31 protein-coding genes, 1 tRNA gene, 1 pseudogene and 1 riboswitch are annotated in these 25482 nt (G+C 49.1%); of the genes and pseudogenes, 24 read left to right on the top strand and 9 right to left on the bottom strand.

Going from position 1 to position 25482, the window contains the following annotated elements; genetic code table 11:
• Positions 1 to 9: 9 nt before the first annotated feature.
• From rbsB to EDM52_RS09460, 16 genes and pseudogenes are all read left to right on the top strand, one after another.
• Positions 10 to 957 carry a ribose ABC transporter substrate-binding protein RbsB gene (gene rbsB, locus EDM52_RS09535; protein ID WP_122908764.1) on the top strand — a complete coding sequence of 316 codons (948 nt, stop codon included), beginning with the start codon at positions 10 to 12 and terminating at the stop codon, positions 955 to 957.
• A 117-nt stretch (positions 958 to 1074) separates the two neighbouring features.
• Complete coding sequence (locus EDM52_RS09530) at positions 1075 to 1329, top strand: Ig-like domain-containing protein (RefSeq protein ID WP_122908763.1); 255 nt, start codon at positions 1075 to 1077, stop codon at positions 1327 to 1329.
• Positions 1330 to 1548: 219 nt separating this feature from the next.
• Complete coding sequence (locus tag EDM52_RS09525) at positions 1549 to 2535, top strand: ABC transporter ATP-binding protein (RefSeq protein WP_122908762.1); 987 nt, start codon at positions 1549 to 1551, stop codon at positions 2533 to 2535.
• A 44-nt stretch (positions 2536 to 2579) separates the two neighbouring features.
• Positions 2580 to 3383 carry an ABC transporter permease gene (locus tag EDM52_RS09520; RefSeq protein WP_183184960.1) on the top strand — a complete coding sequence of 268 codons (804 nt, stop codon included), beginning with the start codon at positions 2580 to 2582 and terminating at the stop codon, positions 3381 to 3383.
• Positions 3380 to 4168 carry an ABC transporter permease gene (locus tag EDM52_RS09515; RefSeq protein WP_122908760.1) on the top strand — a complete coding sequence of 263 codons (789 nt, stop codon included), beginning with the start codon at positions 3380 to 3382 and terminating at the stop codon, positions 4166 to 4168. Before EDM52_RS09520 ends, EDM52_RS09515 begins: the two co-directional genes overlap by 4 nt.
• A gap of 16 nt (positions 4169 to 4184) precedes the next feature.
• The gene (locus EDM52_RS09510; RefSeq protein WP_122908759.1) at positions 4185 to 5240 is read left to right on the top strand and encodes an ABC transporter substrate-binding protein; all 1056 of its coding nucleotides are present in this window, start codon (positions 4185 to 4187) and stop codon (positions 5238 to 5240) included.
• A gap of 150 nt (positions 5241 to 5390) precedes the next feature.
• Positions 5391 to 6626, top strand: coding sequence for a copper resistance CopC/CopD family protein (locus tag EDM52_RS09505; protein WP_122908758.1), 1236 nt, complete (start codon positions 5391 to 5393; stop codon positions 6624 to 6626).
• 17 nt (positions 6627 to 6643) lie between these two features.
• Positions 6644 to 7270 carry a YcnI family copper-binding membrane protein gene (locus tag EDM52_RS09500; RefSeq protein WP_122908757.1) on the top strand — a complete coding sequence of 209 codons (627 nt, stop codon included), beginning with the start codon at positions 6644 to 6646 and terminating at the stop codon, positions 7268 to 7270.
• A 79-nt stretch (positions 7271 to 7349) separates the two neighbouring features.
• Positions 7350 to 7835 (top strand): DinB family protein, encoded by a 486-nt coding sequence (locus tag EDM52_RS09495; protein ID WP_122908756.1) that lies wholly within the window; start codon positions 7350 to 7352, stop codon positions 7833 to 7835.
• 145 nt (positions 7836 to 7980) lie between these two features.
• A pseudogene (locus EDM52_RS09490) lies at positions 7981 to 8358 on the top strand (bifunctional transcriptional activator/DNA repair enzyme AdaA); the annotation flags it as partial.
• Positions 8359 to 8594: 236 nt separating this feature from the next.
• On the top strand, positions 8595 to 9833 hold the full coding sequence (locus tag EDM52_RS09485) for an MFS transporter (RefSeq protein ID WP_122908755.1): 1239 nt from the start codon (positions 8595 to 8597) through the stop codon (positions 9831 to 9833).
• A gap of 38 nt (positions 9834 to 9871) precedes the next feature.
• Complete coding sequence (locus tag EDM52_RS09480; RefSeq protein WP_122908754.1) at positions 9872 to 10069, top strand: hypothetical protein; 198 nt, start codon at positions 9872 to 9874, stop codon at positions 10067 to 10069.
• Positions 10070 to 10368: 299 nt separating this feature from the next.
• Complete coding sequence (gene rsgA, locus EDM52_RS09475; RefSeq protein ID WP_122908798.1) at positions 10369 to 11418, top strand: ribosome small subunit-dependent GTPase A; 1050 nt, start codon at positions 10369 to 10371, stop codon at positions 11416 to 11418.
• A 141-nt stretch (positions 11419 to 11559) separates the two neighbouring features.
• Positions 11560 to 11661: riboswitch (purine riboswitch) on the top strand.
• A 221-nt stretch (positions 11662 to 11882) separates the two neighbouring features.
• Positions 11883 to 12473 (top strand): xanthine phosphoribosyltransferase, encoded by a 591-nt coding sequence (locus EDM52_RS09470; protein WP_122908753.1) that lies wholly within the window; start codon positions 11883 to 11885, stop codon positions 12471 to 12473.
• 37 nt (positions 12474 to 12510) lie between these two features.
• Positions 12511 to 13824 carry a nucleobase:cation symporter-2 family protein gene (locus EDM52_RS09465; RefSeq protein ID WP_122908752.1) on the top strand — a complete coding sequence of 438 codons (1314 nt, stop codon included), beginning with the start codon at positions 12511 to 12513 and terminating at the stop codon, positions 13822 to 13824.
• A 175-nt stretch (positions 13825 to 13999) separates the two neighbouring features.
• On the top strand, positions 14000 to 15088 hold the full coding sequence (locus EDM52_RS09460) for a chymotrypsin family serine protease (protein WP_122908751.1): 1089 nt from the start codon (positions 14000 to 14002) through the stop codon (positions 15086 to 15088).
• 104 nt (positions 15089 to 15192) lie between these two features.
• Here the strand turns inward: EDM52_RS09460 and EDM52_RS25425 are convergent, their stop codons facing one another.
• From EDM52_RS25425 to EDM52_RS09445, 4 genes are all read right to left on the bottom strand, one after another.
• Complete coding sequence (locus EDM52_RS25425) at positions 15193 to 15324, bottom strand: hypothetical protein (RefSeq protein ID WP_276330102.1); 132 nt, start codon at positions 15322 to 15324, stop codon at positions 15193 to 15195.
• The gene (locus EDM52_RS09455; RefSeq protein WP_122908750.1) at positions 15324 to 15539 is read right to left on the bottom strand and encodes a protoglobin domain-containing protein; all 216 of its coding nucleotides are present in this window, start codon (positions 15537 to 15539) and stop codon (positions 15324 to 15326) included. Before EDM52_RS09455 ends, EDM52_RS25425 begins: the two co-directional genes overlap by 1 nt.
• Before the next feature lie 131 nt (positions 15540 to 15670).
• A complete protein-coding gene (fosB, locus tag EDM52_RS09450; RefSeq protein WP_122908749.1) occupies positions 15671 to 16096 on the bottom strand; it encodes a metallothiol transferase FosB in 426 nt (141 codons plus the stop codon).
• Positions 16097 to 16222: 126 nt separating this feature from the next.
• A complete protein-coding gene (locus EDM52_RS09445) occupies positions 16223 to 16459 on the bottom strand; it encodes a hypothetical protein (protein ID WP_122908748.1) in 237 nt (78 codons plus the stop codon).
• Between the two features lie 148 nt (positions 16460 to 16607).
• Between EDM52_RS09445 and EDM52_RS09440 the strand changes: the two genes are divergently transcribed.
• The 5 genes from EDM52_RS09440 (at position 16608) to EDM52_RS09420 (ending at position 20826) form a co-directional block, all read left to right on the top strand.
• Entirely contained in the window at positions 16608 to 17084 is a 477-nt protein-coding gene (locus EDM52_RS09440) for a hypothetical protein (protein ID WP_122908747.1), read from the top strand.
• 140 nt (positions 17085 to 17224) lie between these two features.
• Positions 17225 to 17848, top strand: coding sequence for a PspA/IM30 family protein (locus EDM52_RS09435; RefSeq protein ID WP_122908746.1), 624 nt, complete (start codon positions 17225 to 17227; stop codon positions 17846 to 17848).
• Positions 17849 to 17875: 27 nt separating this feature from the next.
• Positions 17876 to 18907, top strand: a complete 1032-nt coding sequence (locus EDM52_RS09430) for a TFIIB-type zinc ribbon-containing protein (RefSeq protein ID WP_122908745.1) — start codon at positions 17876 to 17878, stop codon at positions 18905 to 18907.
• A complete protein-coding gene (locus EDM52_RS09425; RefSeq protein WP_183184952.1) occupies positions 18904 to 19824 on the top strand; it encodes a TPM domain-containing protein in 921 nt (306 codons plus the stop codon). Before EDM52_RS09430 ends, EDM52_RS09425 begins: the two co-directional genes overlap by 4 nt.
• Before the next feature lie 18 nt (positions 19825 to 19842).
• On the top strand, positions 19843 to 20826 hold the full coding sequence (locus tag EDM52_RS09420) for an SPFH domain-containing protein (RefSeq protein WP_122908744.1): 984 nt from the start codon (positions 19843 to 19845) through the stop codon (positions 20824 to 20826).
• Between the two features lie 71 nt (positions 20827 to 20897).
• Here EDM52_RS09420 and EDM52_RS09415 read toward each other — a convergent pair whose 3' ends face one another.
• Entirely contained in the window at positions 20898 to 21284 is a 387-nt protein-coding gene (locus EDM52_RS09415; protein WP_338068296.1) for a GyrI-like domain-containing protein, read from the bottom strand.
• 335 nt (positions 21285 to 21619) lie between these two features.
• Between EDM52_RS09415 and EDM52_RS09410 the strand changes: the two genes are divergently transcribed.
• Positions 21620 to 21702 (top strand) — tRNA-Leu (locus EDM52_RS09410).
• A 440-nt stretch (positions 21703 to 22142) separates the two neighbouring features.
• A complete protein-coding gene (locus tag EDM52_RS09405) occupies positions 22143 to 22667 on the top strand; it encodes a type 1 glutamine amidotransferase domain-containing protein (RefSeq protein ID WP_122908742.1) in 525 nt (174 codons plus the stop codon).
• Positions 22668 to 22715: 48 nt separating this feature from the next.
• On the opposite strand, the gene EDM52_RS24605 is transcribed toward EDM52_RS09405, so the two are convergent.
• The 4 genes from EDM52_RS24605 to EDM52_RS25420 form a co-directional block, all read right to left on the bottom strand.
• Positions 22716 to 22868, bottom strand: coding sequence for a hypothetical protein (locus EDM52_RS24605; RefSeq protein ID WP_183184950.1), 153 nt, complete (start codon positions 22866 to 22868; stop codon positions 22716 to 22718).
• 235 nt (positions 22869 to 23103) lie between these two features.
• On the bottom strand, positions 23104 to 23289 hold the full coding sequence (locus EDM52_RS25825) for a Ger(x)C family spore germination protein (protein ID WP_477021205.1): 186 nt from the start codon (positions 23287 to 23289) through the stop codon (positions 23104 to 23106).
• A complete protein-coding gene (locus EDM52_RS09400; protein WP_122908741.1) occupies positions 23247 to 23516 on the bottom strand; it encodes a hypothetical protein in 270 nt (89 codons plus the stop codon). Before EDM52_RS09400 ends, EDM52_RS25825 begins: the two co-directional genes overlap by 43 nt.
• On the bottom strand, positions 23507 to 23635 hold the full coding sequence (locus tag EDM52_RS25420; protein ID WP_276330101.1) for a hypothetical protein: 129 nt from the start codon (positions 23633 to 23635) through the stop codon (positions 23507 to 23509). The genes EDM52_RS09400 and EDM52_RS25420 overlap by 10 nt, the downstream gene beginning before the upstream one ends.
• Before the next feature lie 197 nt (positions 23636 to 23832).
• Here EDM52_RS25420 and EDM52_RS09395 point away from each other — a divergent pair, with 197 nt between their 5' ends.
• Positions 23833 to 25473, top strand: coding sequence for a dynamin family protein (locus EDM52_RS09395; protein ID WP_122908740.1), 1641 nt, complete (start codon positions 23833 to 23835; stop codon positions 25471 to 25473).
• The last annotated feature ends 9 nt before the right edge of the window (positions 25474 to 25482 follow it).

Genomic DNA, 25482 nt, shown 5'->3' with positions numbered 1-25482 from the left:
ATGGTTTTCATGAAAAAGTTTTTGAAAATGGCACTCGCATCAACAATGGTTTTGGGCGTTTTGGCAGGCTGCTCCACTTCGTCTAATCTGGAGAACAATACACCGGGGCAATCGACCGGAAATACAGGCACTACGGATGGAAAAGTAACCATCGGCTTGGCCGTTTCTACTCTCAACAACCCATTCTTTGTTTCTCTCAAGGAAGGGGCCGAAAAAGCGGCGAAGGATGCTGGTGTAGAACTTCTTGTCGTAGATGCACAGGATGATACAGCGAAGCAAATCAGCGGCGTAGAAGATTTGATCCAGAAAAAAGTGAGCGTCTTGATGATCAACCCGACGGACAGTGCTGCGATCGTGACAGCAGTCGAAGCAGCGAATGCAGCGAACATTCCGGTGATTACGGTCGACCGCGCTGCTGAAGGGGGTCAAGTTGTGTCCCACATCGCTTCCGATAATACCGCTGGTGGTAAGATGGCGGGAGATTTCATTCTGGAGAAGCTGGGTGGCAAAGGGAACATCGTCGAGCTGCAAGGCATTGCCGGAACCTCCGCTGCACGCGATCGAGGTCAAGGCTTCCACGACGCGGTAGACAACAAGGAAGGCGTGAATGTAGTTGCTTCCCAGCCTGCTGATTTCGACCGTGCAAAAGGGCTGACTGTCATGGAGAACATTCTGCAAGGAAACAAGGACATCCAAGCGATCTTTGCGCACAATGACGAGATGGCACTGGGTGCTCTGCAAGCGGTTGAAGCACAAGGCAAAGACATTCTGGTCGTAGGCTTTGACGCGACCGATGATGCGGTAAAATCCGTTGAAGATGGAAAAATGGCAGCCACTGTTGCGCAAAAGCCTGCTGCTATCGGTGAAACCGCTTTGCAAACCGCTGTGAAAGTGGCGAAAGGCGAGCAAGTGGAGAGCAATATTCCGGTAGCGCTGGAACTGGTGACAAAAAAATAAAAAATGATGTCAGACTAAGTCTCGCGAGTAGTGTATTCTACTTGCGGGGCTTTTTTTGTACTATCGGAAAGTTTAAGTGCGCTAAAGCGCTAAAAAGATTAGCGGAAGATAGTATAAGTGCAACTAAGGCTCCGCCAAAAGCTTGGCGTAGCCAAGTTTTCTAATAGATGTGAGTCCAAATTACTGGAATTGATTGCGGAGTATGAGAAAGACTACGACGAAATCGTAGAGGAAGACGTAGCTTGGGAGATCGCAGACGTGGAGATCGCCAAGGTAGAGGATGGCGAAGTGACTGCTCTCAAGAAAGGTCGTACAACCCTCACAGCTTACTATGGTGGAAAGAGCACAAAGATCAACGTTAACGTGAAGTAAAAGGGAAAGTGTCAGCCCGAATCTGAGCTGGCACTTTCTTTCTCTTTTGATCAGAAGGTAGAGATCGCTCGCTGACAGAATGATTGCAAGGCGTTCAGGACATAGATATAGAAAGGAAAAAAATAAACTGACTGTCCTGAAACTGTTTACAAAACGAATCATACACGATATATTTACCTAGATTAGGATGAGTATTTCTACATATGGTGAGATGACAAGATGAAAACAATCATACATTTGGATACAATCGAAAAACAGTTTGCTGGTTCTGTCGTCGTTCCCCCTTTTTCTCTTTCTATAGAAGAAGGGGAGTTTTTGACATTGCTAGGTCCCAGCGGTTGCGGCAAGACTACCTTGCTGCGGATGATTGCGGGCTTTGAAGAACCGACCTCCGGTGAGATCTATCTGGATGGCAAACCATTGGCGCATGTCCCAGCCTATCAGCGGGATATGAACATGGTGTTTCAGCAATACGCTCTCTTTCCTCATATGACAGTCGAGCAGAACATCCTGTTTGGCTTGAAAATGAAGAAAGTGGACGGCGCAGAGCAGAAGCGGCGACTGGAAGAAGTGTTGCAGTACGTGCAATTGACCGAGCTGAGAAAACGTACGCCGAAGCAGCTTTCTGGCGGTCAACAGCAGCGCGTAGCGATTGCCCGGGCAATTATTAACAACCCGAAGGTTCTGCTGCTAGATGAACCATTGGGTGCGCTCGATTATCAGCTGCGCAAAAGCTTGCAGCTGGAGCTGAAGAATTTGCAAAAAAACCTGGGCATTACCTTCATTTATGTAACGCATGACCAGGAAGAAGCAATGGCGATGTCTGACCGGATTGCCGTCATGAACAAAGGACGGATCGAGCAGATTGCTTCGCCTGCTGAGATCTACAACCGACCACAGACTTTGTTTGTTGCTACCTTTATTGGGGAAAACAACATCTTTAAAGCAGAAGGCTCCTGTACGGCTGTGCGCCCTGAAAAGGTGAAGCTGTATCCGATTGATACGGAATCCGACAAGCACAAGAAGACTGGCAGAATCACAGATGTCGTATTTCTTGGAAATCTGCGAAAGATTTACATTCGCTTGGATGGAACAGAAATGAGCGTGTTGGCCCATCAATATGCCAATGAAGGCTTCGACTGGCAGGTGGATCATCAAGTGGCGATTGGTTGGTCACAGACGGACGAGGTGGTGCTTTCTTGTTGAAGACAAAGCGTATCAAACTACTCGCGCTTCCGACACTCGTGTGGATGGGGGCGCTCTTCGTCTTGCCGATGATCCTGATGCTGGTTCTCTCGTTCCTAACGAGAGGCACGTACGGGCAAGTTGTCTATCAGTTTACGATTGACAACTACATTCGCATCTTCGACCCTTTGTACGGACTGATTTTTTGGGATACGCTGGTCGTCGCAGTTCTTACGACAGTATTTTCGATCCTGTGTGGCTATCCATTGGCGTACTACATCTCCAGGCTGGATAAATCCAAGCAGCAAATCTGGCTGCTTCTCGTGATGATTCCCTTCTGGATCAACTTTCTGGTTCGTTCCTATGCGTGGGTGATCATCCTGCGTTCACAGGGGGTCGTGAATACGCTCCTGCAATGGCTGGGCATCATCGACGAACCGCTGACGCTTCTTTACAATTCAGGCTCTGTACTCGTCGGGATGGTGTACACGCTGCTGCCTTTCATGGTCCTGCCCATCTACGTTTCCCTGGAGCAGATGGATCACCGGAAGCTGGAAGCAGCATACGATCTCGGTGCCACACCGTTGAAGGCGTTCTGGCATGTCACACTTCCCATGACCAAGCCGGGTGTGGTGACGGGTTCCATCCTGGTCTTCGTATCCTCGATCGGCATGTTCGTTGTACCGGACGTCATGGGTGGTGCGAAGTCAGCTTTGATTGGGAATGTCATTCAAAACCAATTCCTCTCGGCGCGTGACTGGCCATTCGGATCGGCTTTGTCCATCGTCCTGATGCTGTTGTCCATGCTGCTGATTCTTCTTTACTTCAAGGCTACGCAAGCTGGTGAAGCCAAGGAGGGATCAGCATGAAAAAGCGCAATAATGCGTTGACGGGATTTTCCTGGCTGATGATCGTCTTCCTCTACCTGCCGATCGCAATCCTGATTCTTTATTCGTTCAATGAATCGCGGATCAATGCGGTGTGGAACGGCTTTACCTGGAAATGGTACATCTCTTTGTTTGAAAACAGACAAGTCATGCAGGCACTCACGAACAGTCTGACGATTGGTTTGATCAGCAGTATACTGGCTACAGTGTTAGGTACAGCAGCGTCCATCGGGATCAAGCACTATTCCTTGCGCTGGCGAAATGTCGTCAACGGCTTGATTTATTTGCCGATTGTCATACCGGAGATCATGCTCGGATTGGCTTTGCTCGTTCTGTTCAGTCAAATGAAAATGGATTTGGGCAAAGCGACTTTGATCATGGCGCATACGACCTTCAGTATTCCGTTCGTCATGGTCATCATCTCCGCGAGACTGGCCGATATGGGCAAGGAGCTGGAGGAAGCCGCGCAGGATTTGGGTGCAACCCCTTGGCAGACGATGCGGTACGTGATCCTGCCTTTGATCATGCCAGGGATTGTTGCAGGATTTTTGATGGCCTTTACGCTTTCCTTGGATGATTTTATCATCTCGTTTTTCGTAGCAGGTCCCAATTCTACAACCTTGCCTTTGTACATTTATGGACTCGTGAAACGCGGCGTATCACCAGAGGTCAATGCACTCTCGACGCTGCTGATCGTCAGTACCGTACTACTCGTGATCGTGGCAGAGCTTTTCAGACGCAAGGATTCAAAGACAATTACCTATTGATAGGAGGATGAAAAGATTGAAACGTTTCAAATCATTGATGGTTGGCGTATTGAGCGCCGCACTTGCATTCACGGCCGTGGGCTGTTCTTCGTCATCGGGAGGAGACGCTCAGGTTCTCAACATCTACAGCTGGGCTGACAACTTTGATCCCGATGTGATTGCTGATTTTGAGCAAAAATTCAACGTCAAGGTAAACTACGATGTGTACGGCAGCAACGAAGAGATGCTGGCAAAAATCCAGGCGGGCGCATCGGGCTATGACCTGATCCAGCCATCGGACTACATGGTTGCGACCATGATCGAGCTTGGTCTTTTGGAAGAGATCAACAAGGAGAATGTTCCGAACCTGAAGAACATCGTCTCGACATTCCAGACACCTCCTTTTGATCCAGGCAACAAATACTCCATTGTGTACACATGGGGCATTACAGGGATCGCGTATAACAAAAACTACGTAAAAGAACAGCCAACTAGCTGGAATGACCTGTGGAAGGACGAGTACAAAGGCCGTGTGATTTTGTTGAACGACCCGCGTGAAGTCATGGGTATGGCTTTGATCAAGAACGGTTTTTCCAACAGCTCTACCAACAAGACTGAGCTTGAAACTGCGTTTGCAGATATGAAGACGCTTATGCCGAATGTCATCGCTTTTGATACCGATAATATCAAGCAAAAAATGATCGCTGAGGAAGCGTGGATCGGCTCTGTATGGTCTGGTGACGCAGCGTATATCCAGGCTGAGAATGCCAATGTCGATTATGTGATCCCGAAAGAAGGGGCTACCATCTGGGCAGATACGATGGCGATTCCAAAAGGGGCTAAAAACAAGGAATTGGCAGAGAAATTCATCAACTACCTGATGGATCCGGAAGTAAGCGTGAAGAACTACGAATCGATCGGCTACAGCAACCCGAACGAACAGGCGTATCCGCTGCATAGTGAAGAGTATCGTTCGAATAAAATGATCTTCCTCGACCCAGCAGACATCGCTCGCGCTGAGTGGCTGGTAGATGTGGGTGAAACGCTGCAAGAATACGATCGCTACTGGACAGAAATGAAGAGTGGACGATAAGCCAAATCGCAAAATCAAAGCCATGACTGGAAAGATCCGGTCCTGGCTTTTTTTTACAAAATATCGACACGAGAAATAGCCCGGATGAGCCATATGGTACACGCCATCCTTCTGGTAGTGTTATGAATACGAAAGTGGAAGGTGATAGGTATGAAACGTTATCTGGTCTCCCTGTGGATCATGCTGATGCTCGTGTTCAGCTTAGGCGGGATGGCATCTGTACAAGCGCACGCCGGCCTGATGGGCAGCACGCCGCAGGAGGGAGAGGTGCTGAAAACAAACCCCGGTCAGCTCTCCTTTCAATTTACCGAAACCCTGGAGCCGGACCTGGTATCCATTCGACTGTATGACTGGAATGGAATCGAGGTCAGGCTGGAACAGCCTACCCTTCAGCCAGGGGATGCTTCCAGGGTGAATGTGCGACTGCCAGAGCTTGCGCAGGGAACCTACAACGCGATCGTAGCTGTGGTCTCGGAGGATGGACACCCGGTGGAGGAAAGGCTGTCGTTTTCGATTGGTCAAAAAAGTGCCACAGTAGTCATGCCGGAACAAAGACAAAGTGATTCGACCTATTTAATCGTATATCGCCACCTGACCCAAGGACTCCTTCTTCTGGGAGGTGGCATGTACTTCGTCGCCTGGCGGGCACAACGCTTCGGATTGCCTTCTTTTACACAAGTATTGGGGATGGGCAGGCAAATCGGGTGGTTCCTCATGGTGATCGGATTGTTTTTTCTTTGGTTTCTCTACGACGAGTCGCTGCCGGCTGTGTCTCTTACCACGATCCTGCTGCAAGGCAATTGGGGGGTATTGCTCCAATCACCCTTTGCCATCATGCTGCTGATCTCGCTCTTATGGCTGCTGCTGCTCGTGATTCCTGGCATGGTCACAGGCTGGTATCTGTTCATTTGGGCACTGCTGATCAGCACACAGGCTTTTGGCGGACATGCATGGGGGATTTCACCAGTGTGGCTGTCTCTTGCCCTGCGGCTCTTGCATGTAGGTACGGTCGCCCTGTGGCTTGGAGCGCTTTTCTATCTGCTGCTCACATCCAGACAGGTTGAACAAGGGAACCCGGTTTTCAAACGTTTCTTCTTGCGAATGGTGGCTATTGCCGCAATCCTTGCTGTACTGACCGGAGCTCTGATGCTGGCCGTACAGACAGATGTGGGAAGTCTCTTGGAGAGCTCCATGACCTGGAACTACCTGCTGTATGTCAAACTAGCGTCTTTCTTGCTCATGCTCGGAATCGCATTTAGACAAAACAGGTACTGGCGCCAGCAGAATACTTTGCAGGCTAGTTTGTTGCGTTGGGAATTGATGTTGGGAATCGTGGCAATGCTGGCTGGATTGTGGATGAGCCACACGCAATATCCCGGAACATAATAGAGGAGGACGTAGGTATGAAAACGACAAAATGGATGAGTAGTCTGCTTGTAGCAGGAGCGATTTTGACACTGAGCTCAGCTGCACAAGCGCATGTAAATGTGTATCCCAAAGAGACGACGACTGGGGCCTATGAGAAATATACGGTGCGTGTCCCGGTGGAAAAAGACGTCAATACAGTCAAGGTAAAGCTGGAGTTCCCGTCAGGCGTGAAGGTAAGCACCGTACAGCCAGTGCCGGGCTGGAGCTATGAATTCGAAAAGGACGCTGAGGGACGAAATACGGCTTTGATCTGGACCGCGACAGATGGCGGTATCAAAGCTCACGAATTCATGGAGTTTGCCTTTGTCGGCGCCAACCCGAAAGAAGCGGGTGAGGTTGCTTGGAAAGCTTACCAGACGTATACGGACGGAGAAGTCGTGGAGTGGACAGGAGAGCAGGATTCGAAAACCCCTGCTTCCGTGACGACCATCAAGGAAGGTGCTGGAGCAGGTGACGGACATGGTCACTCGCATGGGGCAGAAACAGCAGCTCCTGCGGCAGGAAGCGAAGGCACTGGCAGCGGCGGAAACAGCTTGCCCTTGGTTCTCTCTGGTCTGGCTTTGCTGCTTTCCATCATTAGCTTTTTCCGTAAAAAAGCCTAGAAGATTTACTCCGGAAGGATAGGTAAATGGTGTACAATGGAAATGTGTGTATTTTCTATATAAATGGAGGAATGTTAGAATGTCCACGGCCATTTTAAACTCGGGAAAATCCATTCGAAAAATTTTGGTGCACCAGCTGCAATCCTTACCTGAAGAGTATTTTAACGTTCAACCAGTCCCCTTCAACAACACGGTCAACTGGAACGTGGGTCATATTATCGTCTCGCTGAATACCTTCTTGTCTCTGTGTGGGATCGATACCATCGACTTGCCGGAAGGCTATCCAGGACTTTACAAGATGGGAACAAAACCTGCGGATTGGACAGATGCCCCGCCATCGAAGGAAGAGCTGCTGCAATACCTGACATCACAGTTGAACCACTTGTCCGAAGTCGCTCCTGAGGCGTTGGAAGGAGCTTTGAACTCTCCGATTACGATGGGGCCGTTGCAATTTGAGCAAAAAGCTGAGCTGTGCAACTTTGCCTTCGTTCACGAAGCGATGCATGCTTCCACGATTGCGAGCCTGTTAAAAGTCATTAAGCATCAAGAAAGCGCGACAAAATAGTCATCATCAGGAGAAGAACGTACTTTTCTAATCGAGAAGGTACGTTCTTTTTTTCGAAAAAAAATATTCATGCCTGATTTTCGGTCACGTCCATTTTGTCACATGGTTATCATGCATATAGAGGCAGTAGGCGAGGAGGAAATGGATGGACTCGGTAATGAAAGAACACTATTATCAAGCACTTCTCGATAAAAACACCGAGTACGAAGGTGTATTTTATGTCGGGGTTAAAACAACGGGAGTCTTCTGTCGACCGACCTGCCCTGCGAGAAAGCCTAAGCTTGAGAACTGCGAGTTTTTTGAAACGGCAGAGCAAGCACTGCTGGCGTCGTTTCGACCGTGCAAGAGATGTCGTCCTCTCTCTCATCCCAATCAAGTATCTGAACTTGTTCAGAAGCTGGTCGATGCAGTGGAAGCCGAACCTGAGAAACGATGGACGGAGAAAGACTTTGCAGCGATGGGCGTAGATGTTTCAACGGCTCGCAGGCAATTCAAGAAAAGGTTTGGCATGACCTTTGTGGAGAATGAAATCATGTTTTTTCACTGTATCCAATTATTTCAATTCCGTTATAATAAAGTTAATTCAATTGGAGGTGTACTTGCATGCAAACATTTTCTCATGCTGTTCAAAACGTACAAAACGGAGTAAAAAACAAGCGGTAGAACGACACGTGCGCATTTGCTTTTCTAGGGTCGTGGACAACTGAATACGCAAGTGAACCGTGACGTGTTGTCTGCCGGAAGGGTGGACACAGTTAAATGAAGTTACACGCGTCACATCTATATATGATCATGTCGTTTATCCAGTCCTTTGCCAATAGCACCATGTTTACGACGTATGCCATTTTCTACATAGCGACACTGGGGCTGAACCCGCTGGAGCTGTTGATCGTCGGGATGGTGCTGGAGTTGACCGTTTTGATTTTTGAAGGAATCACTGGTGTGGTGGCAGACACCTATAGTCGCAGGCTTTCCGTCATTGCCGGAATGTTTGTGCTCGGCAGTGGATTTGTCCTGCAAGGCTTTATTCCATCACTAGATGGGCTCATTCCGCTCGTCACAGTATTCGTTTGGGTGCTGATCAGTCAGTTCGTATGCGGGATCGGCTACACCCTGATAAGTGGTGCAGATACGGCTTGGATTGTGGATGAAGTCGGCGCCAGCCAAATGGGCAATCTGTTTTTGAAGGCGAAGCGCTATTCCTTGATGGGGACGCTAGCGGGTATTGCGCTGAGTGTGGCTCTATCCACACTCGGAACCCATTTGCCCTACATGATCGGAGGCTTTCTCTACCTGGTGTTGGGGGTTTTCCTGCTTGTTTTCATGCAGGAGCAGCGCTTTGTCCGACCAGAGCGTGTGGAGGGGACAACGCATTGGCACGAGATGAAATCGACATGGCTACATGGAGCCAAAGTCATTCGTAGACAACCGGTGCTGTTGATGATTTTGCTGGTTACTTTATTCAGCGGTGCTGCTTCAGAAGGGTATGACAGACTTCGCGAAGCACATCTGATCTTGGAGGTCGGAATACCGGATTCCAACCTATCGCTGGCGATGTGGTTCGGGTTGATCGCGGCCGTTTCTACATTTCTCAGTATCTTTGTCGTTCGATTGACTGAACGGCGATTGGATATGAACAACGAGCGTGTCGTACTAAACGGCATGTTTGTCCTGACAGGGCTTCGGATCGCTGCCATTTTGGCGTTTGCTTTTTCACCCAGCTTTACCTGGGCTCTTGTCTCCCTGCTGCTGATCGGAATGCTGGGAACACTGATCGAGCCTCTCTATGATACCTGGCTCAACTTGAACATCGAAGGCAAGGTAAGGGCGACCATCCTCTCCATGATGGGTCAGACCGATGCCTTGGGACAAACAGCAGGTGGTCCCTTTGTCGGCTGGGTTGGGAGCCGTTATTCGATTCGGGCTTCGCTGATCGTAGCGGCAGTCCTGTTCATGCCGATCTTGCTGGTATTTGGGCGTGCGTTGCGCAAGCGGTAAATTCAAGCCAAAATCAGGCGACGAAAGGAGGCGGATGAATGGAGTTGCTCGTGGTAGGAATCATTTTTGTGTTTGTCTTCATGATTGTGTTGATGAATGCTGGCAAAAAAGGCAAGAAAAGAAGAAGGTACGGTTCCGCTGGGGATGGAGGTTCTTCTTCGTATGGTTCGGACAGTCGACATGACTGTAGCAGTGATAGTGGAGGCGGAGATGGCGGAGGCGGCGGGGGCGACTGATCCTGTTGCATTTCGCAGTCCCCATGTTACAATAATTGGGTAGAAAACATCCAGACCACCAATCGGGACATGGTATGGAGGTAAAAAAGGAGAGATGTTTTATGGTAAAAACGAGCATTGTTGAGATCGCAGAAGTCGGGTCACAGGAATCCTCCTTTTAAACGAACCACATACCGTTTACCAGATGAGGATTCTACTGTGACTGGTTTTAGGCATGTTATGTACAAACCATTTGCAGGGGGAATCCGTAGGTGAATCAGAATCAACAAGGAAAACAAGATCAAGCTATTTTACAAAAAATGGGCTGGAATGCTTTTTTTGCAGAGCATTTTGCCCCTTACGCCGAACAAGGCTACAGCGTGGGACGCATTACGCTGGAACATAAACGTGTGTACCGTCTTCAAAGCGAGTACGGTGAGCTTCTGGGTGAAGTGACAGGAAAACTGCGCTATGAGGCAACGGGGCGTGAGGATTACCCGGCTGTCGGAGACTGGGTGGTGATCAGCCCGCGAGCGGAAGAAAAGAAAGCGACGATCCACGCTCTGCTCCCGCGCAAATCCAAGTTCTCTCGCAAAGTAGCAGGATCGACAGTGGAAGAGCAGATCGTGGCGACGAACGTCGATACGGTATTTCTCGTGAATGCCTTGAACAATGACTTCAATCTGCGCAGAATGGAGCGCTATCTGATCCTGGCTTGGGAAAGTGGCGCCACGCCTGTCATCGTGCTGAGCAAAGCGGATTTGTGCGATGATCTGGATGCACGTCTGAACGAGGTAGAATCCGTTGCGATTGGCGTACCCGTACATGTAGTGAGTGCAGAGCAAGGAGAAGGTTTGGAGCAGCTCTCCCCGTATCTGGGTGTGGGCAAGACGATTGCCTTGCTCGGTTCCTCCGGTGTAGGGAAATCCACCTTGATCAACAAACTGAGTGGCGTCGAGATGCAGCGAGTCAGCGGCGTGCGTGAGGGAGACGATCGTGGACGTCATACGACGACACATCGGGAGCTGTTTCTTTTGCCGAGTGGTGGGTTGATGATTGACACGCCGGGTATGAGAGAGCTGCAGCTGTGGGAAGCGGACGAAGGCTTTCGCGGGACCTTTGACGATATTGAGTCGATGGCGGAAGACTGCCGATTCCATGATTGTCAGCATCTGCGCGAACCGGGATGTGCGATCCAGGCAGCACTCGCAGACGGCTCGTTGGATCAGGCGCGCTATGACAGCTATCGCAAGCTGCAAAGAGAGCTTGCCCACCTGGCTCGCAAGGAAGATGCGAGACTACAGGCGGCAGAGAAGGATAAATGGAAGAAAATCTCGATGGGGCAACGTCAGAAGAAGAAAAAAGTATAGGGTTCAAATGAAACAAATCCCTCGGTTTGATCGGATGACCGAGGGATTATTTTTTTTGATCCAAAATTTTGTGGGATTCTTTTCTTTTCAAAAAAATAACGCTTGCTCCCGCTTTGCCAGATATGATAGATTGGTCAATATCGAAAAAGCATACTGCATGCTCGTATAATTTTGGGAATAAGGCCCAACAGTTTCTACCGGGTGACCGTAAATCGCCTGACTACGAGTGAAAGAGCGTCTAGGGTTCCGTTTTTCCTGTGGCCTGATTGGGTTTTCTACGGCTGTTTGGAAAAAGCTGGTCCGAGCGGCGCTGGCACTTCATTGTGCTACACCTGAGGGAGAAAAGCCCAGAGGGACAGGTTTCACTTGGTGTTGGTTGTATGAACCAGCAAGTGACCTGTCTGCTCTGGGCTTTATTTGTTTAGCTGCGCGAAGAGGGAAAGTATGGAGGGGGACAAACAGAAATGAAAGAACTGCAAGAGCGTATCATGCGTGATGGGAAAGTGTTATCCGAATCTGTCTTGAAAGTGGATTCGTTTCTGAATCATCAGGTTGATCCGCAATTGACCATGAATATCGGGCAGACCTTTGCGGAGCTGTTCAAAGATGAGGGCATTACCAAGGTGCTGACGATTGAGGCGAGCGGCATTCACTTCGCGATGGCAACCGCATTTGCGTTGGGCGTACCGTTTATCTATGCAAAAAAGAAAAAGGCGATCACCTTGTCTGAAGAGGTTTACGCCGCTCCTGTACACTCCTTTACTCGTCAGGAGACGTATCAGATCAGTGTCTCCCGCCAGTATCTGTCAGCGGAGGACCGCGTCCTGATCGTAGACGATTTTCTTGCGACAGGTGCAGCGCTCATCGGACTTACACAGATTATCAAGGAATCCGGTGCACATACCGTGGGTATCGGTGCAGTCATTGAGAAAAGCTTTCAGGAAGGACGCGGATTACTGGAGCAGACCGGTATTCGGATCGAATCGCTGGCAAGAATCAAGTCCATGTCCGTCAATCATATGGAATTCATCGAGCCTGCTACGAGTCGTGTATAAAAAATAAGTAGGATAAAGAGGAGAGAGTCAAACCGTCATGCTATCCAAACAAAAAGTAGTTACCTTAGGCTTGCAGCATGTCTTGGCCATGTATGCTGGTGCAGTAGTCGTGCCCCTGATTATCGGGGGAGCTTTGAATCTGACACCTGCCCAGATCGCCTATTTGATTGCGGCTGACCTGTTCACATGCGGTATCGCCACTCTCTTGCAGGTGATTGGTACGCGCTACACCGGGATTCGTCTTCCTGTCGTGCTGGGCTGTACATTTACCGCCGTGGGGCCGATTATCGCGATTGCCTCGACGAGCAACCTCGCCACCGCCTACGGTGCGATTATTGTCTCTGGTATATTCGTCGTACTGGCGGCTCCTCTCTTTGGGAAGCTGCTCAAATTCTTCCCGACAGTCGTACAAGGCTCTGTGGTTACGATTATCGGTCTCTCTCTCATTCCGGTTGCGATGAACAACGTGGCAGGTGGACAAGGCAGTGCTGATTTTGGCCAACCACGCAACCTGCTGCTAGCGTTGGGTACACTGATCGTTATTCTGTTGATCAATCGGTTTACAACTGGATTTATCCGTGCGATTTCGGTATTGATCGGATTGGTCGCAGGTACGGTTGTAGGGTATATGATGGGTATGGTCCATTTTGGAACGGTAAGCGAAGCATCCTGGTTTAGTGTCGTGGAGCCTTTCTATTTCGGAGTACCTGAGTTTAGCATTGTGGCCATTATTACCATGATCCTCGTAAATATCATCAGCATGGCGGAATCGACGGGGGTTTACTTCGCACTGGGGAAAACAACCAATACGGAAGTTAGCAAGCAAGATGTCGTAAAAGGCTTGCGTGGAGAAGGGGTAGCGATCGTGCTCGGTGGGATTTTCAACGCTTTTCCATATACCGCCTTTTCCCAAAACGTTGGACTGGTTCAATTGAGCGGAATCAAAAGCCGCGACGTGATGATCGGCGCAGGGGGAATCTTGATCGTATTGGGTCTGCTGCCAAAGCTGGCTGCGCTGACGACTGTTATTCCAAACCCTGTGTTGGGTGGAGCAATGGTCGCCATGTTTGGAATGGTCGTAGCATCCGGGATCAATATTTTGTCTCAGGTCGATCTGCGTCAAAACGAAAATCTGCTGATCGCTGCATGCAGTATCGCGGTGGGACTTGGCTCCGCTGCTGTGCCAAGCATGTTTGATCAATTGCCTACCATGATGAAAATGCTGCTGCAAAACGGAATCGTCACCGGTTCCTTGACAGCGGTCGTGCTCAATCTCGTTCTGGTTCACTGGAACAAAAATTTGCAGCAAGCCATGACAGAAAACAAAACAACCGTATCTGAAGCTTCGTAATCCAAGCAAAGATGCGCCATGGACAGGGTGATCCACAGCAGGCAACTGCTAGTGGATCACCCTTGTTTTTTTACAAAGGCAAAAAAGGCACTCTTCCTCCTGCATCTGTCCAATGTTCATGGTCAAGTTTGACATAGGATGTAATCGTGATGGCATCCGGAAAGGGAGGGATTGCATGTCTACGTACAGACAAGCGCTTCAAGCCAAGGAGAGACTGGTGAAAAGATGGCACAAGATGCCAGGTGTGGTCGGGATCGGCGTCGGATTTGCCAACGGATTAAATCGATCAGGCGGCATGTGCGTCGTGATGTACACGCTGAATGCGAGTGCATCGATTCGAAAAAGCTGTCCGCGAAGCGTGGCAGTCAGATGCAAAAAGACGGGGAGAAGCGTACAAGTACCTGTCCAGAGAGTCACCTCAGGAAGATGCTCCTGTCATCCAGCCTTCAAACCAAGAGCAACGAGTCGATCACTGCGAAGCCGAATTCGTCCAGTAGTAGCTGGTTATAGTGTGGGGCGACCCGGCATATCTGGAACGGCAGGGCTTATCGTGGCTCGTGCAGCCAATCGGGCACAGCGCTTTTTGCTGAGCAACAACCATGTCTTGAACCGACATAATACAGGGGGATACACAGAGACGCTACAGCCGGGAGGAGCAGATGGCGGTCGCTACGGCAGAGACAGGATCGGCAGATTGTATCGATTTGTCCGTCTCAGTAGAAGTGGAGTGAATTATCTGGATGCAGCCTTGTCCATTCCACTGAACAATCGTATGCTTGCTCCCACTTATGCCAGGGTGGGGAGGATTCGCGGATACGTGCGCTCCTATTCACTGGGAAGTCGTCTGAAAAAGGTGGGACGTACGACAGGGCTGGTCAGCGGTGTCGTCACCTCGATCAACACGGACGTAGCCGTAGATTACGGCTCCTATGGGGGATTGGGAACGATTCGTTTTCGCAACCAGACAGTCATTCGCAGCAGCCGGGCCAATTCATTGCCAGGCGATTCGGGTTCTGTCTGGTTGACATCGGGAAATCGCGCAGCAGCCGTGAATTTTGCCGGTTCGGAGGATGGCCGATTTTCCATCTCGTTTCCGATTCAATGGGCCATGCAGGCCTTTGGCATCCGTACTGCCGGAGCAGTAGCAAGCAAGGTCAGGGCAGCACGCTCCACTAGACTAAGCCATACAGCCTCGACCAGATGCTTGTCCAAGAAAGAGTTGAGCGAGGTAAAAAAACATCTGTCGAGGCGTATACAACGATGAGTGAAGTGACGACCGGCTAGCAGAAACACTTTGAAGCGAGTCCAGGAGATTGTTGATTTTATTTTGCATGCCTTCGAATTCTGTAGTCATCGTCAAAAAGCTGTTCAGGGACGACTGAATAATTTCTTTGCCCGCACTGGCTTGTTCCAAGGTCGTTGTTTGGAAAGAGAGAGCAGATATCGACGGAAAGAATCGGAAAGACGCTCGATGGTTGTATTGTCTTCGATGATGTTCATCAAGTGCGAAATTCTCTTAACATGAGGTAATGACGCTCTGTAATCGATTCCACATGTTGCTTTAGCAAAGGATCCAATTGTTTCAGCCGGTCTAGGTCTTCTTGATTGATTTGCAAAAATCTCAGCTTTCCTTCTAGCTGATCTGGAGCCGTTATATTGCTTTCTTGGATGCGGTTGGCTACGACAGCAATCTCTGATCGCTTTTTCCCAAACATACTTTCCCTCCGCTGTTGGCATAAAAAAACAGCATGAGAGAAAAGGCTGATTCCATTTGATTCTTGTTAATTTATAAATGGTTCGGGACAATATTTGCCGAACTTGTGTACCCCATGAAGAGGAGGATTGATTAATCAAAGAAAACCATATGATGCTTTTCATCCCGATAGTAAGCGAGGCGATCCTGAAGAGTTCCCGTATGCAGCTCGAATTTATGACCATCGGGATCAGTGAAGTAAATCGACAGCAAGTCGCGTTCATCTCTCTCCCGACCAGGCAGGATGTTGACCTGATGCGTTTTCAGATGCTCTCTCCATGTCGAAAAGGAATCCTTGTCGATTGAAAAGGCTAGATGCGTATACGAGTCATGGATTTCCTTGCGCGGGATATTGGATTCCTCATTCAAGGCAAGCCAGTATCCGTTCCATTCAAAATAAGCCAGCTTTCTTCCCTTTACCAAAGGGCGAGCTCCCAAGACATCCCGATAAAAAACAAACGAGCGCTCCAAATCTGAGACGGAAAACAGGAAATGGTTGATGCCGTTTAGCTTGGGCATTGGATGTCTCCACCTTTCACCATGTATGTTGTGACTCCAAGCCTGATTGTATGAAAGAACAACACAAAATGCAAAAAACAGGCAGGACCGTCAACCGGATTCTGCCTGTTTGGCTTGCAGCTGCAATTATTTCTGCTGTTGCTGTTGTTGCTGTTGTTGCTGCTGTTGGGTTTGAATGGTCGATTGTACCTGTGAAATCATCGTTTGAGCTTGGGCAATCTCTTGTGTTGCCTGCTTCAATGCTTCCTCCGCCAGCTGGGGATTCGCTGCGGACTGTTCGATGGCCTGGGTGATCATGGTTTTTGCAAGTGTAGCGGAAACTTCCGCTTTTTTCAGGGAATCCGTGTTGATCTGACTCGGCATTTGTTCATCCTCCTATCTTATCAACTCATACCCCTTTACTTTGCCCTTTTACCCCGGGGTTATGCAGGAATGGCGGCCGCCCATCCGTAAGAGTGCCCAACCGCAACAGTAGTCGGAAGCATACCCTTTTAGAAGGGAGGAATGCCGGATGCGCAAAAAATGGATTCAAACCATTAGAGCTGCCGAGAGAGGATTTTGGACCATTGTGTTTTCAGCAAGAAAGCGTGTAGGGGGACGAGGGGTATTGCTGCCTAAACGGTTTCATTCCGTACCCAAAATTCGCCGGTTTTTACGTAAAAACATGACCACCTGCTTGGCCAACCGCGTGATAGGTAACCTCGATTTGCGTCGGATCAAAGGTCGTTTGGCTGTGCCGGTAGGTGATGGGATTGGGGCACCGCCTATTGTGAAAACGAAGGTATTGTCAAAAGGGACGCGGCGCGTGACCATTGCCGTGTGGTTTGCTTTTGATCCAAGCGACCAGTTTTTCCGTGTCTATCAATTGAAAAAAGTACGGGGGCGCTGGATTGTAGTGGGTCGTCATCCGCTTGACTATCCTTTTGACAAGCCAGGTAGACGCAGGTTTTTGGCGGGCTGCTGTGCGCCGTGCAGGGGGAGAAGATAGAGCGGGCTCATGGCAGGCTAAGAGTGAGAGGAGGTGGGCATGAGCAAGGTTTTTGGGAGCACGATCTTACAGAAACTGAAACCTTTCCTCAAATAAAAGGTAATATGATTATAAGAAGACTTATCGACTGGAGGGAGCATATGGGAATCTTGTCAAGGATAAGAGATATTATGAGCAGCAATTTGAACGCATTATTAGAGAAGAGCAAAGATCCGGAGAAGACGATAGATGAATTCATGCGCAGCGTAAACAGTGATCTCGGCCAGGTCAAAGCCGAGTCTGCTTCCATGCTGGGGGATGAAAAGCGGGCTAAAAGAGTGCTGGATGAATGTACGGCGGAGATCCGAAAGCTGCAGCATTATGCCGAGAAGGCCATGGAAGCTGGCGATGACGAGAATGCGAGAAAGTTCCAGGATAAGAAGGAATTGCTGGCAGAGAAAGAAGCCCGGCTCCAGGCGGTGTATGAAACAGCTGCTGCAAACGTCGCCAGCATGAAGCAAATTCAAGCAAAGCTGGAAGCCGATATTGGTCAGCTGGAAGCAAGGCGTGCAAAGCTGAAGGAGAAGCTGGCAGCTGCTAAAATTCAGCAAAAACTGAATTCGATCGGTTCGACGATGAACGGTAATGATGCGGTGTTCGATGCCTTTGAAGAAAAGGTAAACCGTACCTATGATGAAGCTATGGCTATTGCCGAGCTTCGGGCAGAAAAGAAGGACAATTTTGACGAGCTGTTCGAGCAATTTGAAAAAGGTAAGAAGGAATAGCCCTTTCTTCCATATAGAGGTGAGCGAATGCCTATTATCGATTACAAATGCCCAAACTGTGGCAGTGGCATGGTCTTTGACAGTGAGACCGGGATGTTGTCTTGTCATAGCTGCGGTAGAAACGAAGATATTCAGGATAGCCCTGATCCTTTGAAGGTACATGTTTTTTCAGAAGGTGAGGCAACCGAATATCATTGCAAAAGCTGCGGGGCTGTGGTGATGACTGAGTCGGAGACGACTGCGACCACTTGTAGCTTTTGTGGGTCTGTCGTCGTACTTGGAGATCGTTTGACCGGGGAGCTTGCCCCGCTACAGGTTATTCCTTTTGCGATTAGCAAGGAAGAAGCGGTACAGGCCTTTCGGAAATGGTGCAGGAAGGGTCTGTTGGTGCCCAATGAGTTTATGGCAGCCGATCGCATCAAGGGAATAACCGGGATGTATGTTCCCTTCTGGCTGTATGATATACATAATGCGATTGAGGTCCATGCGCACGGTAAGAGAGTGAGAACGTATGAGCAGGGGGACTATCGCTATACGGAAACACGGCATTACGATGTGTACCGCAGAATTCGCCTTAATTATGTGAATGTGCCGATCGATGCTTCCGAGAAAATGAACGACCAGCTGATGGATCGATTGGAGCCGTTTCCATACGACCAGTTAAAAAGCTTTAACACGGCCTATCTGGCTGGCTACGTCGCAGAAAAATACAGCTATGACTACAAGGAGCTATTTCCACGGGCGCAAGATAAAATCAGCGATTATATCGATTCTTATATATCATCTACGGTGTCACAATATACATCGGTGAGTTTTAGTGAAAAGAACATTCATGCCAAGTGCAGGGATGCAAAATATACCCTTCTTCCAGTATGGGTGGTCCATTATGACTACAAAAACTTGGAATATACCTTTGCCATGAATGGCCAGACTGGCAAGGTAGTGGGCAAGCCACCGATTAGCAAGCTGAAGGTGCTCGCCTGGTTTGCGGGAATATCAGGTGTCTCTTTCCTTTCACTGAAGCTGGTTACCTGGATGATGGGGGGAGGATTAGGGTGAAAAGGAACAGAGTAGTGCTGTCAGTCCTGATCTTTTTCGCTGTATGGCTTTGCTTCTCCATCGGAATGAAAACAAGTGTGGCAGAAGAGGCGGGATTGAAACCGTTGATTTATGATGAGGCGGGTCTGCTGAATCAGGATGAGATCGATGAACTGAATGAATTGGCCAATCAAATGGGGGCACTAAGAGAAACGGATATCATCATTTGGACTTCTGATAATCCAGAAAATATCGACGTGGAACTCATGACCGAAGATTTTTACGACGAGCAGGCACCAGGATACGACAAGCCTCATGGCAATGCGGTTATTTTGACCTTGGACATGAACAATCGAGAGGTGTACCTGGCAGGTTTCTATAAAGCAGAGACGTATCTGGACAACGACAGGCTTGACGAGATACGCTCTCAAATTACTCCGGATTTAGCAAACGGCGACTACAAGCTTGCCTTTCAAACGTATATTGAAACCGCGAGCGCCTATTTGGAAGTCCTTCCTGAGGTGAAACCGGATATCACTTACAACAGTAACAATAGCTACAACAACGACTACTCGCCTCCCGTGCAGTCACCGACGCATGCTGCAGATCAATATGTGACGTCTCGCCCTGAGGTGAATCGGGAACCGGATAATCTTTTCTTAAATACGTGGTTTCAATTGGCGGTTTCCTTGATCATCGGAGTGATCAGCGTAGCTGTGATGGCATATCGGTCCGGGGGGCGCGTAACGGTAAATAGCCGTACCTACGAGGAAGCTCACACATCTGGGATTCTGGATTCCCGTGATGACTATCTTCACACAACGGTAACGAAACAGAAGATTGAAAGGAACACCAACAATAGCTCGGGCGGCGGGTCGTCTAGCGGAGGCGGAATGACCAGCGGAGGCCACTCACATAGCAGCAGAGGATCTTTTTAAAGGAAGGAAGGGTGCACCATGTCATTTTTCGGAAATCAATTTGCGAATGTAGTGGAATGGGAAGAATTCAGAGACGATATGATTTTTTGGAAGTGGAGCAACCGGGAGATTAAAAAAGGAAGCAAATTAATCATTCGCTCCGGCCAAGACGCCATTTTTATCAATAACGGAAAGATCGAAGGGATATTTGAGGATGAAGGGGAGTATCAGATCGCTTCTGAGATCGTTCCATTCCTCTCCACGTTGAAAGGGTTTAAATTTGGCTTCAACAGTGGGATGAGAGTGGAAATCCTATTCGTGAATACCAAGGAGTTCACGGTCAAATGGGGAACGCAAAATCCGGTGCTGATCCCGACTCCCCAGCTGCCAGGAGGCATGCCGATCCGCGCGAATGGCACGTTCAATTTCAAAGTCAATGATTACGTTACGCTGATTGATAAGATTGCCGGGGTAAAAGAAAGCTATCTTGTGGATGACGTCAAAATCCGGATTACCTCCGTGCTGGACCAGTTATTGATGAAGTGGATCAGCCGGGAAGGAAAAGATATGTTCAATCTGCAAGCGAATGCGCTTGATATTGCCAAAGGCATTCGTGAAGACCTTGATATGCAAGTGATGGACATCGGGATGACGATTACAGGCTTTCAAGTCATGAGCTTCAACTATCCGAAAGAAATTCAAGATAAGATCACGAAGACAGCATCCTACGAAATGATCGGAAATCTGCAAAAGTATCAACAGGTTGCCATGACGGACGGCATCGTATCAGGCAACGTCCAAGGCGGTGGAGCTGCTTCGGACATGGCTGGCATGATGATGGGGATGAACCTTGCGAACGAAATGATGAAAAATATGAATGCCGGTCAAAAGGTTTCGGCTGAGGCCGCAAATGCCCCTTCGACATCGACTTCTGAGGGGAAAAAACCGAACTTTTGTTCAAACTGCGGAGCGAAGAACGAAGGCGCCAATTTCTGTCCGAATTGTGGCCAGAAACTGAGCTAGGATCTATCTTGGGCTAGAATGAAGAACCCCCAGCTAACAGGGGGGTTCTTCATTTGATCTGGATGGTAAAACTACTTTTTTCGAACTGGAAAATATAATGAAAATTCAGCGTTTTGCCGTTCTGTCATCGAATAAACCTTGGAATACATTTCGAATCCGTAAGACCCTGCTTGCACATATTCTGACTGGGTGATCCAATCATATAATTGTCCATAAGCATCCCCAGCCCTGTCGATGTCCCCTTTGTAGTCTAAGACAGCATAGGGTGCTTTTGGAAGCTCGTATGAAATCATGCCCTCTGGCGGCTCCGCATCATGGAGAACTTCTACCCCAGCTATCCATGAAAATGGGTCGGTATCAGGATTGTAATTTGGCGGATCTACGAAAACTCCATATGTAACCGGGAGTCCGATGGTATTCTGTTGTTTCCATGAAACCCCTCTAACAAATGGGCTCAGAGATATTTCTGTGAAGCTGGATCTTCTCCTAGCATAGGTGCGACCTTCCGCTCAACTGCGTCAACAAGCGAAAATGAAATTGTCGAATAAACAGAAGATGAGACGATACGAAGTGGTGGCAGTTTTTTGTCAATCAATAAAATAGAAAGAGGAAGGTCTGCCGGTAAAATGCTGTTAGAGCCTGATAAATCAATCTTTTATGTCAGATTTTCTACCATCTCAGTGCTTGTTAAATGGAAAAAATATCCGGTATTGCGTGCGTATCAATTTGTCTGTATAGTATTTAAGTGTCAGCGAGATTTGCGAAAAATGTCGAATATTGCTGACTTATTTATGCCGGTATGGCGGAATTGGCAGACGCGCGCGACTCAAAATCGTGAGGGAAACCGTGGGGGTTCAAGTCCCTCTACCGGCACCATCTACATTACATATGATCACCGCTATAAGGTGGGAAACAGCGTATGAAACCTGTTTCTCACTTTTTTTAATGAAAAGATCCAGCTGTAGTGGTGGGCAGGAAACAGGAGAAAACGCTCCAAGATCTGCGCTTATTTGTCCTGTTTCCTGAGGACAGCTTCAAGCGAAAGTCTTTGGGATTCCAACCGAAGCGGAATGAAAAAAGAGAAACCTGCCTTTAGCGTCCACCCATGAGATCCATCTTGAACCGGCTGCTTTGGAAGCGGATTTCCTTTTTTTATAGAGCCGGGCAGGGATGACCTCTAGCAGGAATCCCAAGAACTTGGAGGGTTTTCTTCTTTTTTATCTCCTCCACAGAAGCCCGGGCAAAGTAAAGTCTCATGGAGGTTTCCATAGAGGGCTTCCTACCTGTACAATGATAAGGAAAGGGAGGCTGATTCCATGAGATTATCTGGCAAGAAAGTAGTCTGCTTCGTCGAGTCGGAGTTCGAAGATCTGGAGCTTTGGTACCCAGTGCTGAGACTTCGGGAGGAGGGAGCAGTCGTTCATTTGGTAGGACCACAAGCCAAACAGGTTTACATAGGCAAATACGGCGTTCCCTGCGAAGCGGAAATCGCGATGGCGGATGTGAATGCGGCTGATTACGACGGCGTTCTGGTGCCAGGGGGCTGGGCGCCTGACAAGCTGCGCCGCTATCCGGAGGTTATTTCCTTCGTCCAGGCCATGCACCAGGCGAAAAAGCCGATCGGTCATATTTGCCACGCGGGCTGGGTACTAGCTTCGGCTAAAATTTTGCAGGGTGTAACCACGACATCCACGCCCGGCATCAAGGATGACATGGAGAATGCAGGAGCGATCTGGGTCGACGAGCCGGTCGTCGTAGACGGACACATCGTAGGTTCTCGTCGTCCACCTGATCTGCCTCCATACGCCAAGGCATTTGCTGATCTGTTAGCTGAAAAATAAAACCGTGAGAAGGGCCTGTACGTTCCAGATCGTTGGATGTACGGGCCCTTATTGCTTATCCTTTTTTCTTGCTTTACACGGCGGATCGCCAAGCTCGTGCAGTTTGCTGACGATTCGATCCAGGACGAAGGGAACCAAAGCAGAGAGCAGGATGCCAATGATCATGAGATAGATCGTAATCTCACCAAAAAAGGTTGTCATGACGCTCGTTCTCCTCCTTATCAGTACCCTGAGCGGTTTATTTCACCGATGTTGCGGATAAAGACACGAGCTTCCACCGAAATCATGCTTTTTTCAAATAGACGTTTTCCTGAATGCCAATCTTGCTTGATCGTTTTCCATAAAGCGTGATGGTTTTGTTTCAGCTAACTATCCAAGCGTAGAACGTCCACTTTCATCTGCTTTTGCACTTTACTGATCGTGTCGTGACTCAGCCTCATAATCTCTTGCGCAAAAGCATGCCATGCGAGATCAAGATTTTGCTCGTTCGTCTGAGGTCGGGATCGCGCAGAAAAAAATCTATGGAGTTGGCGAATCCATTCGGGGACTTGGCAATTTGTTCAGAGATGACCACAACCTTCAAATGCTGGTAAAAAGGGGCGCGGCCGGAACGAGTCGCGATTTCTCTGGACGCTTCGAACAGGGAATCCCCTCCGAGGCGATGTTATAAAAGGGCCTGTCTTTCGATCCCTGGCCGTTTCCGCGCTGTGATCCAATCGCCATGCTCGCTGGAACCACTCGTTGCTGGGTGACCAGATAGCGCTGTTGACCTTCTGGCTTGCCAGGGGCTTCCTTATCTGCGTTTTTCTCTGCTTCATCCGTTCTGGGTGCATCAATTGCTACCGCCACAAGAAAATGTCTTCCGCATGGCTGAACAAGCTCTTGAAAATCGCGATATTTTCCTGCAAACTCGTGGATAGTTCCTGCGGGAAATGGGCTTCCGACGACTTCTGATTCTCGCTGTACATCTAGGAGTCCCTCCCCGCCAGGATGTGAATAAGATGTTAGTGCGATTTTTTCCAATCAGAGGGGAAGTATGCGGATGAAAGTTCCACGTGCAAACTTTCACACAAATAATTGAACAACCCCAGCAGGTATGATACATTCGGCTTGGTAGATATGGTGGGATAAAAAAGAGAGCATGGATTTGGAGAGGGTGGTAAAGATGCCTCATACGCAAGTGATGGAACCGCAGACGGATTTTGCCCGGATGGCAGATCTGATGGAAAAAGCGGCTGCACATATGAAGGAAAGCGGCGACGAGCAGACGCCGGGCAAGCTGATTCAGTTGGCTGATAAAACGAAACGTGCGGAGTTGAACATCGCTTTTTGCGGACACTTTTCTGCGGGAAAATCGACGATGATCAACACTTTGTTGGGAGTAAAGCTGCTGCCTTCCAACCCGATTCCGACGAGTGCAAACGTCGTGAAAATTCGCGGTGGTGAGAAGGCTGCGCGTGTTTATACCAAAGATACCGGAGTCGTTACATTCGATCCAGATACAGAGATGGAGAAGCTGAAGCAGTTCGCTGTAGATGGCGATACCGTTGAATGGGTGGAGGTACAGTACCCAGGAACTTTCCTCCATGAACAAGCCAGCCTGTTGGATACGCCGGGAATTGATTCGACAGATGCTGCTCACAAGATCGCGACAGAATCCGCCCTGCATTTAGCAGATGTCGTGATTTATATGATGGACTACAACCACGTCCAGGCTGAAGAGAACTTCAACTTTACAAAAACCTTGAAGGATCGGGGAAAACCGGTCTATTTGGTGGTCAATATGATCGATAAGCACATTGATTTTGAGCTTGATTTTGACAGCTACAAAGAAAGTGTCGAGGACGCGTTTGAGACCTGGAACATCCATCCGGACGGGATTTTCTATACCTCGCTGGCAGAACCCGATCATGATGAAAATCAGTATGAAGAGTTTCAGGCCCTGCTGGCTCGCTTGATCTCGAATCGCGAGGAGCTGGTTGTGACCAGCGTACGTAGCGCAGCAGAGCATTTGGTCGACGAGCATGTGCAGGTGCTGAAGAACCGAAATGAGGAAGTACGTCGAGAGCTAGAAGGCAAGCTGGACGAAGTGCAGGTAGAAGGGCTGGACAGCCATGATGCGGAGCAGGTCGTCCGTGCCTTGCAGCAGGCTGAAGCAGCAGCTCAGGCACTTGCCAACCGCACGGCTGATGCGCGCAAACAGATGGAGAAGGAGCTGGGTGTTCTCCTGGACAACGCTCGCCTGACCTATTTCAGCACCTCTGAAGCGGCACAGAGCTACCTGGAAAGCCGCAAACCTGGATTTAAAGCGGGCATTTTATTCGCAGGAAAAAAGACAGAGGAAGAGAAGGCCAAGAGGGAAGAGGCGTTGCTGGCGGATCTGCGTGAAAAAGTGGCGGGCAATCTCGATTTCCACTTCAAAGAATTGATGGCGAAGCAGCCACAGGCATACGAACTTCGCGACGAAGCGTATCACGCTGCAGTGCATGCGACCAGCATTGCGTTGACAGGGGAGTTCCTCGCTTCTCACATCAAGGATGGAGCGGGCTCTCGCGAGTATGTGATGAATTACTGCAACGATCTTTCCAATGGGATCAAGCTGGAGTACAGACGTGCAGGTCTCGCTTTCATCGAGCAGGTCGTGGCGAAGCTGGAACAGCAGGTAAAGGCAGAGAATGGACAGCTGCAGGAGCGATTGGCTGATCTGCGCAAAATGGCAGAGGTTCATCAGGAATTGACGAAGCTCGCATCCAAAGAGCAAGCCGCCAAAGAACAGTTGCAGGCGATCCTGCAAGAAGGAGCGTAACGTACGATT

Origin of the sequence: Brevibacillus invocatus, assembly GCF_003710915.1 — a bacterium.
Classification (GTDB): domain Bacteria; phylum Bacillota; class Bacilli; order Brevibacillales; family Brevibacillaceae; genus Brevibacillus; species Brevibacillus invocatus.
Note: the sequence above shows the minus strand (reverse complement) of the source record. Positions and strands in the feature narration are given on the sequence as shown.